Annotated in this window: 2 protein-coding genes; both read right to left on the bottom strand. The window is 75.9% G+C overall.

Annotated elements, in window-relative coordinates; all coding sequences use genetic code 11:
* The coding region (locus ACZ6S8_RS39115; RefSeq protein WP_469463130.1) for a beta-ketoacyl synthase N-terminal-like domain-containing protein at positions 1-6,368 on the bottom strand (6,368 nt) is incomplete at its 3' end.
* Between the two features lie 28 nt (positions 6,369-6,396).
* Complete coding sequence (locus ACZ6S8_RS39110; protein ID WP_469463128.1) at positions 6,397-14,538, bottom strand: SDR family NAD(P)-dependent oxidoreductase; 8,142 nt, start codon at positions 14,536-14,538, stop codon at positions 6,397-6,399.
* Positions 14,539-14,617: the final 79 nt, after the last annotated feature.

The raw sequence follows: 14,617 nt of genomic DNA, 5'->3' as shown, positions 1-14,617 counted from the left end.
GACCAGTCGACGTGCGGGGACGGCTCGTCCACGTGCAGCGTCCGGGGCAGCACCCCGTGCCGCATGGCCTCGACCATCTTGATGATCCCGCCGACTCCGGCCGCCGCCTGCGTGTGACCGATGTTCGACTTCAACGACCCCAGCCACAAAGGCTGCTCGTCCGGCCGGTCCTGACCGTACGTCGCGACGATGGCCTGGGCCTCGATGGGGTCGCCCAGCGTCGTGCCCGTGCCGTGCGCCTCCACCGCGTCCACGTCCGCCGCGTCCAGTCCGGCGTCGGCCAGCGCCTGGCGGATCACCCGCTGCTGCGAAGGCCCGTTCGGGGCGGTGATGCCGTTGCTGGCACCGTCCTGGTTCGTCGCCGTGCCCCGTACGACGGCCAGCACCTCGTGCCCGTTGCGCCGGGCGTCCGACAGCCGCTCCACGAGCAGCAGCCCGACCCCCTCGCCGAACGCCGTGCCGTCGGCCGAGGCCGCGAACACCTTGCAGCGCGCGTCCTGGGCCAGTCCGCGCTGCCGGCTGAAGCCGATGAAGATGTCCGGGTTGGCGAGGACGGTCGCACCGCCCGCCAGCGCGAGGTCGCACTCTCCGGTGCGCAGCGCCTGAACCGCCAGGTGCAGGGCGACCAGCGAGGACGAGCACGCCGTGTCGACGGTCACCGCCGGACCCTCCAGCCCGAGCGTGTACGCGATGCGGCCGGAGGCGATCGATCCCGCACTGCCGATCCCGAGGTAGCCCTCCATGTCGGCGGGGAGCTTCACCCGGGACCCGTAGTCGGTGTAGACCACCCCGGCGAACACGCCCGTCCTGGAACCGTGCAGCGAGGTCGGGTCGATGCCGGCCCGCTCGAACGCCTCCCACGCGGCCTCCAGCAGCAGCCGCTGCTGCGGGTCCATGCTGGTGGCCTCGCGGGGGCTGATCCCGAAGAACCCGGGGTCGAACTGGTCGGCGTCGTGCAGGAACCCGCCCTCCCGGGCGTACGAGGTCCCCGGGTGGGCCGGGTCGGGGTCGAACAGCCGGTCCAGGTCCCAGCCGCGGTTGACGGGGAACGGTGAGATGACGTCGCTCTCCGACGCGACCACCTGCCACAGGTCGTCCGGGGAGCGGACGCCCCCCGGGTAGCGGCAGGCCATCGCCACGATCGCGATCGGCTCCCCGTCGTACGCGCCCGAAGACGCGCCCCGCGCCGTGCCGCGATCCGTACCCCCGGACAGCTCGTTCCGCAGATGGGCGGCGAGCGCCCCGGGCGACGGGTGGTCGAAGACGAGGGTGCTGGGCAGCCGCAGTCCGGTCGCCGTGTTGAGCCGGTTGCGCAGCTCCACGGCCGTCAGGGAGTCGAAGCCGAGGTCCTTGAACGCGCGCGAGGCATCGACGGCGTCCCGGGCGGAGTGCCCCAGGACGCTCGCCACCTGTGCCTTCACCAGGTCCAGCAGGGTCCGCAGCTGTTCGGCCTCCGGCAGCCCGGCGAGGGAGGACGCGAGGGATCCCGCCGCCGCGGCGGGCCCCGCCGACGCGCTGCGCGCCACACGGACCAGGGAACCCAGGACCGGCGGCAGCAGCCCCGCCGCGGCCCGTTCCATCAGGGCGGCCCGGCTCAGGCGGGCCGCGACCAGCGCGCCGCGCCGCTCGGACCGTGACGCCAGCGCGAGCAGTTCGTCCACCTGCCCCGCCCCGAACGGGACCAGGCCCCGGGAGGCAGCCGGGTCGCCCACGGACTCGCGGGGGCCCCAGGCCAGCGACAGGCCCGGCAGGCCGAGCGTACGGCGGTGGTGCGCGAGCGCGTCGAGGGAGGAGCCCAGCGCCGCACCGGCCGCGCGCCCCGTCCCGCCGAGCACGGCGGACGCGTCCGGGGCGAGCACGGTGAACGAGGTCAGCTCCGAGCCCAGCGTCAGCTCGTGCAGGTTCCACGCCGCACCCGCCCCGTCGCGCAGGGCGTCGGCGAAGGCCTCCGGTTCCGTGGACAGCAGGACCGTCCCGGCCGCCGGCCCGGCGACGTGGACGACCGCCGTCGGGGCCTGGTCGGCGGGCATCAGGGTCAGGGCCGCGACGAGCGCGTCCCGGTCCGCGGCCGTGCCGTCCGCGACGCGTACGGCGATCCCCTGTTCCGCGTACGGATCGGCCCAGGAGGGGTCCGAGCCAAGGAGCAGCAGGCTCCTGGCCCCGCGCACCCGGACGAAGTACCGGGCCGCGGCCTCCGCGAGATCCCCACTGCCGGAGATCACCACGGTGCCGGACACGGTGCCGGCGCCGGTGTCGTCGGGCGCGGGGGCCTCGGTGAAGTCGGCGGGTGCGCTCCGGTCCAGCCGGGGCACGCTCACCACCCCCTCGCGCAGCGCGAGTTGGGGCTCCCCGGACGCGAGGGCCGCCGCCAGTGCGGTCAGCGAGGAGGTCTCGCCGTCGAGGTCGACCAGGGTGATCCGGTCGGGGTGCTCCGACTGCACGGCCCGTACCAGACCCCACACGGCGGCCGGTGCCAGGTCCTGTACGTCCTCCGGGCGGGTGGCCACGGCGTGCCGGGTCAGTACGACCAGCCTGCTCGCGGCGGCGGACGGCGTGGTGAGCAGCAGCTGCAGCCGGGGGAGCAGCACGTCCGCGCCGGAGGGGGCGAGCAGCACGAGGCCGGGGCCGTCGTCCGTCCCCTCCGGGTCGTACGCGTCGATGGGCGCCGATCCGAGGGCGGCCTCCAGGCCGGGGAGCTCCGGACCGGGGCGCCCGGTACCGGAAGGCTCCGTACGGTCCAGGTACCAGCTGCCGAAGGCGCTCCCCGGCTCGCGGGAGGAGGCGAGCGGGGCGAGCGGAACCCAGTCCAGCCCCAGCAGCCAGTCGTGCCGGGCGCCGGCGGCCCGGGGGAGGGGGCGCAGCGCGACCGATCCGACGGTGGCGACGGGCTCTCCGGCGGCGTCGGTGACGCGGAGGGCGTACGCGTCGCCCCGGGGCGTGAGGGTCACGCGCAGCGTGCCGGCGCCGACGGCGTGCAGGGTGACGTCCTGCCAGTCGGCCGGAACCACGTCCTCGTCGAGGGAGGCGAGGGCGGTCCGCAGGGCGGTGTCGAGCAGTGCGGGGTGGAGGCCGTAGCGGGCTGCCTCGCCGGCGGTGTCCTCGGACAGCGAGACCTCGGCGTGGACGGTGCCGTCGTCCGCGCCCCGAGCCGGGGGCCGGACGCCCGGGTCCGCGGCGGGCTCCCCGGCCGGAACCGTGACCGCGAGGCGACCTGAGGCCAGAGCGGTCCACGGGCGGTGCAGCGAGTCCTCGTCGGCCCCGTCCTCATAGGGCCGGGCGTGCAGGGCGAACGCGCGCCCGCCGTCCTCGCCGGGTGCGGACACGGTGAGCTGTACGTCGACCCCGCCGGCCGGCGGCAGTGCGACGGCGTCGCCGAGCGCGAGCCGGGCCACGCCGAGCCCGCCGAGGACGCGGCCCGCCTGGAGGGCGAGTTCGAACGGCACGGTGCCGTTCAGCGTCCGGTCGGTGAGCCACGCGTGGGCACGGGCGGAGATCCGCCCGGTGAGGAGCAGGGAGTCGCCGTCCGCGAGCGTGGTCGCGGCGGCCAGCAGGGGGTGCTGGGTGGTGTGCAGTCCCAGGCTCTCCGGGTCGCCGCCCGTCGCCGCGTCCTCGAGCCAGTAGCGGTGGTGTTGGAAGGGGTAGGTGGGGAGGTTGGTGGGGGGTGTGGTGGTGGGGGTGGTGTGCCAGGTGGTGGGGGTGCCGTGGGTGTGGTGGTGGGCGAGGTTGTGGTGGTAGGTGGTGAGGGTTCCTTGGTTGCGGCGGAGGGTGCCGGTGATGAGGGGTGTGGTGGGGAGGTTGGTGTGTGTTTCGAGGGTGTCTTGGATGGCGGTGGTGAGGTTGGGGTGGGGGCTGGTTTCGATGTAGGTGGTGTGTCCGGTGGTGATGAGGTGGTTGAGGGTGGGTTGGAAGAGGACGGGGTTGGCGAGGTTTTGGTACCAGTATTCGGCGGTGAGGGTGGTGGTGTCGATGGGTTGGGCGTGGAGGGTGGAGTGGAAGGTGATGGTGGAGGGTTGGGGGTTGATGTCGGTGAGTTGTTGGAGGAGTTGGTGGTGGAGGGGGTGGACGTGGGGTGTGTGGGAGGCGTAGTCGACGTCGATGGTGCGGGCGCGGATGTCGTGGGTGTTGAGGGTGGTGACGAGGTGGTTGATTTGGGTGGGGTTGCCGGCGATGACGGTGGAGTGGGGGCCGTTGTGGGCGGCGATGTGGAGGTCGTTGTAGGGGGTGAGGTGGGTGGTGGTTTCGTGGGCGGGGAGGGGGATGTGGGCCATGGTGCCGGTGCCGGCGAGGGTGAGGATGGTTTGGGAGCGGAGGGTGACGATTTTGGTGGCGTCGTGGAGGGTGAGGGCTCCGGCGATGTGGGCGGCGGCTATTTCGCCTTGGGAGTGGCCGATGACGGCGTCGGGGTGGATGCCGTGGTGTTGCCAGAGTTTGGCGAGGCTGGTCATGACGGCGAAGAGTGCGGGTTGGATGATGTCGACGCGGTCGATGGGTGTGGTGGTGTCGGTGCCGTTGAGGATGTCGAGGAGGTTCCATCCGGTGTGTTGTTGGATGGCGTGGGAGGCGTGGGTGAGGTGTTCGGTGAAGATGGGTGAGGTGGTGAGGAGTTCGCGGGCCATGCCGTCCCATTGGGAGCCTTGGCCGGGGAACACGAACACGGTTTTGCCCAGGGGGGAGACGGTGCCCTTGATGAGGTCGGCGTGTGCCGTGCCGCTGATCAGGGCGTCGAGTGCTTCGGCGGGCGATGCTCCGTCGGTGGGTGTGATGACGGCGCGGTGGTCCTGGTGGGCGCGGCCGGTGGCGAGGACGTGGGCGACGGCTGTGGTGTCGGTGTCGGGGTGGGTGTCGAGGTAGGTGCGCAGGGCGCGGGCCTGGTCCTTGAGCGCGTCTTCGGTGTGGCCGGACAGCAGCCACGGTGCCGTGACACCCCCGGCCTCCCCGACGGGCTCGGGCACTCCGTCACCGGTCGGGACCTCCGGCGCCGAAGCGGCGGGCTGCTCCAGGATGACGTGCGCGTTGGTACCGCTGATGCCGAACGAGGACACCGCCGACCGGCGCGGTCCCTCGCGCTCCGGCCACGCCACCTCCTGCGCCAGCAGTTCGACCGCGCCGGCCGACCAGTCGACGTGCGGGGACGGCTCGTCCACGTGCAGCGTCCGGGGCAGCACCCCGTGCCGCATGGCCTCGACCATCTTGATGATGCCGCCGACCCCGGCCGCCGCCTGGGTGTGACCGATGTTCGACTTCAACGACCCCAGCCACAAGGGCCGTTCGTCCGGCCGGTCCTGACCGTACGTCGCCAGCAGCGCCTGTGCCTCGATCGGGTCCCCGAGCCGCGTCCCCGTACCGTGCGCCTCCACCGCGTCCACGTCCGCGGTCGTCAGACCCGCGTCGGCCAGCGCCTGGCGGATCACCCGCTGCTGCGAGGGACCGTTCGGTGCGGACAACTGGCCGCTCGTACCGTCCTGGTTGACGGCCGTGCCCCGTACGACGGCCAGCACCTCGTGCCCGTTGCGCCGGGCGTCCGACAGCCGCTCCACCAGCAGCAGACCGACCCCCTCGCCCCATCCGGTGCCGTCCGCGGCCGCGGCGAAGGCCTTGCAGCGGCCGTCGGGGGAGAGCCCGCGCTGCCTGCTGAACTCCACGAACAGCCCCGGCGACGCGATCACCGTCGCCCCGCCCGCCAGCGCGAGGTCGCACTCTCCGTTGCGCAGCGCCTGAACCGCCAGGTGCAGGGCGACCAGCGAGGACGAGCACGCCGTGTCGACGGTCACCGCCGGACCCTCCAGCCCGAAGGTGTACGAGAGCCGGCCCGAGGCGATCGACCCGGCGCTGCCGGTGCCGATGTACCCCTCCAGCCCGTCCGGGGCCTTGCGGATGCGGCCGCCGTAGTCGCCGTACATCACCCCCGCGAACACGCCCGTGCGGGAGCCGCGCAGCGTCCGGGCGTCGATGCCGGCCCGCTCGAACGTCTCCCACGCGGTCTCCAGCAGGAGCCGCTGCTGGGGGTCGATGGCGACCGCCTCGCGGGGGCTGATCCCGAAGAACGCCGGGTCGAACTGGTCGGCGTCGTGCAGGAACCCGCCCTCCCGGGCGTACGTCTTGCCGGTGCGCTCCGGGTCGGGGTCGAACAGGGCGGCCGTGTCCCAGCCCCGGTTCTCCGGGAAGGGCGAGACGGCGTCCGTACCCGACGACACGACGCGCCACAGGTCCTCCGGCGAGCGCACCCCTCCGGGGTAGCGGCAGGCCATGCCGACGATGGCGACCGGCTCGTGCCGCTCCGCCTCCACCCGGCTCAGCTGCTCCCGCGTCTGCAGCAGGTCGGCGGTCGCCCGCTTGAGGTAGTCGCGGAGCTTGTCCTCGTTCGTCATGCGACGTCAACTCTCCTCTTGGTGCTGGTCACTCGGAACCGAGACGGCCGTCGAGGAGCTGGAACAGCTCGTCGTCGGAGGCCCCGTCGAGAAGTGCGGTGGTGGTCGTGTCCTCGGATGCCGTGTCCCCGGGCCGGAGTCCGGCCAGGACCGCGGCCAAGCGGTCGGCGATGCGTTCGCGCGCCGCGTGGCTCAGGCCGCCGCCGCCCGCGAAGGCGGCCTCCAGCTCGTCGATCCGGTCCAGGGCCGCGGCGGCCCCGCCCGGCAGGCGCGGCGCCAGTTCCGCGAGCAGGTGGTCGGCGAGCGCGCTCGCCGTGGGACGGTCGAAGAGCAGGGTCGTCGGAAGCCGCAGTCCGGTCTCGGCGCCGAGCCGGTTGCGGAGCTCGACCGCGGTGAGCGAGTCGAAGCCCAGGTCGAGCAGTCCGCGGTCGACGGGCACGGGGTGGTTCGGCGGGTGGCCGAGCACCTCCGCGACGGTCGACCGTACGAGGTCCAGGGCGACCCGGGGCCGGTCGGCCTCGGACGCCTCCGTGAGCTTGCGCACCCACGGCGGCGTCCCGTCCCCCGGTCCGGCGGGCGACGCCCCGGCCGCCGGACGGTCCCCGCCCGCAGCCCGAGCCTGCTGCGGGACCAGGCCCCGGAGCAGGGCCGGCACCCGCGCCGGATCGCCGGCGCGGCGCAGCGCGGCCGCGTCCACCCGGGCCGGTACGACGACCGGCCGGCCGCTGAGCAGGGCCGCGTCGAAGAGCGACAGCCCCTCCTCGGCGGTCAGCGGGGCGATGCCCGTCCGGGCGATGCGGGCGAGGTCGGCGGCGCCGAGCCCGCTGCCCATGCCCGACTCCGTGTCCCACAGGCCCCAGGCGAGCGAGACGCCCGGCAGGCCGAGCGAGCGCCGGTGCTGGGCGAGCGCGTCCAGATAGGTGTTGGCGGCCGCGTAGTTGGCCTGCCCGGCATTGCCGGTGATCCCGGCCACGGAGGAGAACAGGACGAAGGCGTCCAGGTCCCGTTCCCGGGTCAGCTCGTGCAGCAGCCGGGCCGCGTCCGCCTTCGGCCGCAGCACCTCGGTGAGGTCCGCCTCCGTCAGCGAGCCGAGCGTGCCGTCCCGGGTGAGGCCGGCCGCGTGGACGACCGCGGTCAGCGGGTGGGCGTCGGGTACGGAGTCGAGCAGGGCGGCCAGCGCGTCCGGATCGGCGACGTCGCAGGCCGTCAGGGTGACCTGCGCTCCGAGCGCGGTGAGCCGCTCGGTCATCTCCCGCGCACCGGGCGCGTCCGGACCCCGCCGACTGGTCAGGTGCAGGTGCCGGATGCCGTACCGGGTGACGAGGTGTTCGGCGACGAGGGCGCCCAGCGCCCCGGTGGCGTCGGTGAGCAGGACGGTTCCGTCCGTCCGCAGGACCCCCTCACGGGGCTCCGGCGGTGCCAGGACCTCCAGCCGCGGTACGGACGAACGGCCTTCGCGGAGGGCGAGCTGCGGCTCGTCCGAGGCCAGGGCCCGGCCGAGCGCGGCCCCGGACGCCTCGGTCCCGTCGGTGTCCACCAGCACGAAACGGCCGGGGTGTTCGCTCTGCGCCGTCCGCACCAGCCCCCAGAGCGGCGACTGCTCCAGCCCCGGGACGGCTTCGTCCGCGCGGACGGCCCCGGCGCCCCGGGTGAGGACCACGAGCCGCGCGTCGGCCGACCGTACGTCGTCCGGCCAGTCGCGCAGGGCCGTCAGGACGCCGAACGGGGAGGCGTCCGGCGCGGCGTCCAGCACCACGTACGGGCTGTCGGCGGATGCCTCCGCGTACGGCGTCCAGTCCGCGGGCGCGGCCGTCCCGTCCGGCAGCGGCACCCAGGCCACCCGGTGCAGGGTGCTGCCCGCCGAGCGGCCCGCGAGGAGCCGGGCGGGATCGGCCTCCCGTACGGTGAGCTCCTCCGCGGACAGCACCGGCAGGCCGGAGCCGTCCGTGACCAGCAACCGGGTCCGGCCGGGGCCCACCGGGGTCAGCGCGACCCGCAGGACGTCCGTCCCCGTCCCGGCACCGCCGTGCAGCCGCACACCGGCCCAGGAGAACGGCACCCGCAGGCCACCGGACTCCTCGCCGGGCCCTTCGAGGGCGAGCGGGTGCAGCGCCGAGTCGAGGAGCGCGGGGTGGAACAGGAAGCCGCTGCCCGCCCGGTCCGCACCGGGAGCCCGGGCGACCTCGGCGAACCACGCCCCGTCGGGGCCGCGCCAGGCGGCCCGCAGCCCGCGGAACACCGGCCCGTAGGCGTAGCCGAGCCGGGCCAGGTCCTCGTACGCGGACCCGACCTCGACCGGGGCGGCGCCGGCCGGCGGCCAGTGGCCCGCCCGGTCCGCGCCGGTCGCCTGCTCCGGGCCGGCTCCGGCCGGCGGGGCCGATTCCGGCGCCAGCACCCCCGAGGCGTGTTCCGTCCAGGGATCCCCGGTGCCGGCCCGCCGGGCGCGGACGGACACCGGCCGGCGGCCCTCCGCGTCGGCGGAGCCCACCGCGACCTGCAGCTGCACGGCGCCGTCGGCGGGGAGCAGCAGGGGAGCGCTGAGCGTGAGCTCGGCGACCTCGGGCGAGTCCGCCGCCCGGCCCGCGTACAGGGCGAGGTCCAGCAGGGCGGCCGCCGGCAGGACGGCCACGCCGAGCAGGGCGTGGTCCGCCAGCCACGGGTGGGTGGCCGGCGAGAACCGGCCCGTGTGCACGGTCCCGGAACCGTCCGCGAGTTCCACGGCGGCCCCGAGCAGCGGATGGTCCGCGGCTCCGAGGCCGGCTCCGGCGACGTCCGTACGGTTCCTGGCGGGGACGTCCAGCCAGTACCGCTCGCGCTGGAAGGGGTAGGTCGGCAGGTCCACGGGGGCCGTGCCGCGCCCGTCGAACCACGCCGTCCGGTCCACCGGAGCTCCGGCCGCCCACAGCCCGCCGAGGGCCGCGGACAGGGCGGCGTCCTCAGGCCGGTCGCGGCGCAGCAGGGGCAGCAGCACGGCATCGGGAAGGGTGTCGGCGGCCATCGCGGACAGCACCGCGTCCGGGCCCAGTTCGACGAACACGTCCGTGCCCCCGTCCCGCAGGGTGCCCAGCAGGTCGGCGAAGCGCACCGTGCCGCGGAGGTGCCGGGTCCAGTAGTCGGGCGAGGCGAGTTCCTCCGCGCCGGCGAGGGCGCCGGTCAGGTCGGACACCACCCCGAGGGCCGGCTCCCGGAACGCCAGTCCGGCCACGACCGCGCGGAACTCGGCGAGCACCGGCTCCATCAGCGGGGAGTGGAAGGCGTGACTCACGGCCAGGCGCCGGGTCCGGGCGCCGGCGGCGGCCGCCCGTTCGGCGATCTCCCGCACGGCCTCCTCGGTACCGGAGACGACCGTGGCGCGCGGGCCGTTGACGGCCGCGAGGGAGGCCGCGTCCTCGTGCCCCGCCAGCAGGGCCGTCGCCGTCTCCTCGTCCACCGCGAGCGCCACCATGGCGCCGCCCGGGGGAAGCGCCTGCATCAGCCGGCCGCGGGCGGTGATCAGGAGCGCCGCGTCGGGGAGCGTCAGCACGCCGGCGACGTGGGCCGCGGTGACCGCCCCGACCGAGTGGCCCGCGACGTGCCCCGGGGTGATGCCCCAGCTCTCCAACAGCCGGAACAGAGCGGTCCCGAGGGCGAAGAGGGCGGGCTGGGTGAACTCGGTGCGGTTCAGCAGGGCGTCGTCGGTGCCGAACACGATCTCGCGCAGCGACCGGCCCAGGTGCGGGTCGAGCGCGGCGCAGGCGTCGTCGAAGGCGCGCGCGAACACCGGGTGGCGCTCGTACAGTTCGCGGCCCATGCCGGCCCGCTGGCTGCCCTGGCCGGTGAACAGGTACGCCGTGCGCGGCGGGTCGGCGGGCACCTCGCCCACCGAGGCCCCCGACGTGCCGCCCCCGGCGAGCCGGCGCAGCACCTCCAGGGCCTCCGCTCGGCTGCCCGCGGCGAACGCCGCCCGGTGCTCCAGCGCGCCGCGGCCGGTGGCCAGGCTCCGCGCCACGTCGGGCGCTGCGGCCTCCGGGTGCGCGTCGAGGTACGCGGACAGCCGCTCGGCCTGGGCGCGCAGCGCCCCCGGGGTGTGCGCGGACAGCAGCCACGGCAGCGGCCCGCCCTCCCGGACCTCGTCCCGGGTGTCCGCCGCCGGGTCGGCGACGTGCTCCAGGACCACGTGGGCGTTGGTGCCGCTGATCCCGAAGGAGGACACGGCGGCCCGCCGGGGCCGGCCGCGCTCGGGCCACGCGACGGACGCGCCGAGCAGCTCGACGGCGCCCGCCGACCAGTCCACGTGCGGCGACGGGCCGTCGATGTGCAGGCTCCTCGGCAGGACGCCGTGGCGCATGGACATCACCGACTTGATCACCCCGGCGACGCCGGCCGCGGCCTGCGTGTGCCCGATGTTCGACTTCACCGAACCGAGGTACAGCGGCGCGTCCTGCGGCCGGTCCTGCCCGTACGTCGCGAGCAGCGCCTGCGCCTCGATCGGGTCCCCGAGCCGGGTCCCCGTACCGTGCGCCTCGACGGCGTCGACATCGCGGGCCGACAGTCCGGCGGCGGCCAGCGCCTGCCGGATCACCCGCTGCTGGGAGGGCCCGCTCGGGGCGGTCAGACCGTTGCTGGCGCCGTCCTGGTTGACGGCCGTGCCGCTGACCAGCGCGAGCACCGGGTGACCGTGGCGCCGGGCGTCGGACAGCCGCTCGACCAGCAGCAGTCCGGCCCCCTCGCCCCAGCCCGTGCCGTCGGCGGCCGCGGCGAAGGGCTTGCACCGGCCGTCGGGCGCGAGGCCCCGCTGCCGGCTGAACTCGACGAACGTCGCCGGGCTGGCCATGACCGTCACCCCGCCGGCCAGCGCGAGGTCGCACTCGCCCTGGCGCAGCGCCTGCGCGGCCAGGTGCAGGGCGACCAGGGACGAGGAGCAGGCGGTGTCCACCGTGACGGCCGGACCCTCCAGCCCGAAGGTGTACGACACACGGCCCGAGGCCACGCTGCCGGCGCTGCCGCTGACCAGGTAGCCCTCGAAACCCTCCGGAGCGTGCTCCGCCTGGTGCAGCCGGGCCCCGTAGTCGTTGTACATGACTCCGGCGAACACGCCCGTGCGGCTGCCGCGCAGTCCGGCGGGGTCGATCCCGGCCCGCTCGAAGGCCTCCCACGCGGTCTCCAGGAGCAGCCGCTGCTGGGGGTCGGTGGTCAGCGCCTCGCGCGGGCTCATGCCGAAGAACTCGGGGTCGAACTCGGCCGCCCCGTGCAGGAACCCGCCGTCCCGGGCGTACGAGGTCCCCGGCCGCGCGCCGTCCGGATCGTAGAGTCCGGCCAGGTCCCAGCCGCGGTCCGCGGGGAAGCCGGACACGGCGTCCGTGCCCTGCGCGACCAGATCCCACAGCTCCTCGGGCGAGGTGACCCCGCCGGGGAAGCGGCAGGCCATGGCGACGATCGCGATCGGATCGTCGTCCCCGCCGGTTCTGCCGGGCGTGTCGGGCGCGGCCGGGGCCGGCCCGCCGTCCGCCTCCGCTCCCAGGAGTTCCCCGGCCAGGGCTCCGGCCAGCGCCACCGGGGTGGGGTGGTCGAAGACCAGCGTGGTGGGCAGCCGGAGCCCGGTCGCCGTCCCGAGCCGGTTGCGCAGGTCGACCGCCGCCAGGGAGTCGAAGCCCAGGTCGGTGAAGGCGCGTCCGGCCGCGACGGAGTCACCGCCGGAGTGGCCCAGTACGGAGGCCGCGGCCGTCCGTACGAGGCCCAGCAGGTCCCGCTCCGCGTCCGCCCGGGGCAGCGCGGCCAGCCGTGCGGCGAGGTCCGCCTGTGCGGGCAGCGCCGCGGAACCGGTGGCGGCGCGCCGCCGGACGGTCCGCACCAGCGAGCGCAGCGGCGCCGGAACCGGGGAGTCCGGGGCTTCGAGGGCCGCGAGCGCGAAGCGGGCCGCGACCAGCACCGCCCGGTCCGGAGCGGACGGAGCCCCGAGGGCGGCGTCGAGGAGCCGCAGCCCTTCCACGGTGGTCAGCGGGGCGATGCCGGTACGGGCGAGGCGGGCGAGGTCGGCCGCGCCGAGCCCGCCGCCCATGCCCGACTCCGTGTCCCACAGGCCCCAGGCGAGCGAGACGCCCGGCAGGCCGAGGGACTGCCGGTACTGGGCGAGGGCGTCCAGGTAGGTGTTGGCGGCGGCGTAGTTGGCCTGCCCGGCCGTCCCCGTCACGCCGGTGACCGAGGAGAAGAGGACGAAGGCGTCCAGGCCGAGGTCCCGGGTCAGCTCGTGCAGCAGCCACGCGGCGTCCGCCTTGGGGCGGAGCACGGCGTCGAACCGTTCCCCGGTGAGGTCCTCCAGGAGCCCGTCGTCGAGCACACCGGCGGCGTGCACGACGGCGGTCAGGGGGTGGTCCGCCGGGATGCCGTCGAGGAGCCCGGCGAGCGCCTGCCGGTCGGCGGTGTCGACGGCGGTCAGGGTGACCCGGGCGCCCAGCGACTCCAGCCGCTCCGCGAGCGCCCGGGCCCCGGGGGCGTCCGGCCCGCGGCGGCCGGCCAGGTGCAGGCGGGTGACGCCGTGCACGGTGACGAGGTGCTCCGCGACGATGGCGCCCAGCGCACCGGTACCGCCGGTGATCAGCACGGTGCCGCCCGTCCGCAGCGGGTGCGGCGCGTGCTCCGCCGCCGGTACCGCCGCCAGGCGGGGTACGAGGACCTCCCCGTCCCGGAGCGCGAGTTGCGGCTCTCCCGAACCGAGCGCCCGGCCGAGCGCGGCGGCGGACGCCGCGCTCCCGTCCGTGTCGGCCAGGACGAACCTGCCCGGGTGCTCGGCCTGCGCCGTCCGCACCAGCCCCCACACGGTCGCCGCGGGCAGCCCGGGCAGGCCGTCGCCCGCCCCGGCGGCGAGGGCGCCCTCGGTGACCAGGGCGAGCCGGGCGCCGGCGGGCTGCTCGCCCGCCAGCCAGTCCTGTACGAGCGCCAGGGTGTGTGCGGCGGCGGCCCGCGGGCTCGCGTGCGCGCCGACGTACACGGTCTCCACCGGGGGAGCGGGGTCCGCGGCGGCGGCGGCGGGCGCGGGGGCGGCGGTCCAGGCCACGGCGTACAGGGGGAGGGAGCCGGCGGCCGGCGCCGCGGCGAGCGCGCCCTCGGGCAGCGGCCGCAGCACCAGCGCCTCGGCGGTGGCGACGGGACCGCCCGCCGGGTCCGCGCAGGTCACGGAGACCGCACCGGGCCCGGCCGGGGCCAGCCGTACCCGGAGCGCGGTGGCGCCGGTCGCGTGCAGCCGCAGACCCGTCCAGGAGAACGGCAGAACCACCTCGGCGGAGTCCTCGTCCCGCACCGGCAGGAGGTGCAGGGCCGCGTCGAGCAGCGCGGGATGCAGGGCGAACGCGTCGGCGGAGTCGGCCAGTTCCCCGGGGAGCCGTACCTCGGCCAGCAGGGCGTCGCCGTCCCGCCAGGCGGCCGTCAGGTTCCGGAAGGCAGGGCCGTACCCGTAACCGAGCTCCGCCAGACGCGCGTACACCCCGTCCACGTCGAGGGCGACGGCCCCGGACGGCGGCCAGTCCGCTCCGGGACGGTCCGGGGAAGCCGTGTCCTCGGGCGCCAGGGTCCCGGAGGCGTGCCGCACCCACGCGGCGTCCTCGTCGGCCCGGGCGTGCACGGCGAACGGGCGGCGGCCGCCGGGGCCGGGGGCGTCGACGGTCAGCTGCAGGGCCGTGGTGCCGGTGCCGGGGAGGAACAGCGGGGCCTCCAGGGTCAGGTCGTCCACCACGGGGGTCCCGGCGCGTTCGGCCGCCCGGAGTGCCATTTCGGCGAAGACGCTGCCGGGCACGAGGGGGCTGCCGCCGACCGCGTGGTCCGCGAGCCAGGGCAGGTCGTCCGGATCGATCGAGCCGGAGAACAGCAGGCCGCTGCCGTCGGCGAGTTCCACCGCGGGCCCGAGCAGGGACCCGCCGGGCGGGCCGGCGGGATCCGCCTCCATCCAGTACCGCTCCCGCTGGAACGGGTAGGTGGGCAGGTCGCGGGCCCCGCCCGCCGGTGCCCCGCCGAACGCGGGCGTCCAGTCGACGGCCACGCCCTGTGCGTGGGCGCTGGCGAGCGCGGTCAGGAAGGTGGTCCGCTCGCCGCGGTCGCGGCGCAGGACGGGGACGGCGCCCGGGGTGAGGGGGGTGAGGGCGGCGTCGGGACCCACCTCGACGGGGACGACGGGACCCTGGTCGCGGAGGGTTTCCACGGCGTGGTGGTAGCGGACGGTGCCGCGGAGGTGGCGGGTCCAGTAGTCGGGGGAGGTCAGTTCGTCGGCGGTGGCGAAG

This window comes from Streptomyces sp. NPDC048461 (assembly GCF_055587105.1).
Note: the sequence above shows the minus strand (reverse complement) of the source record. Positions and strands in the feature narration are given on the sequence as shown.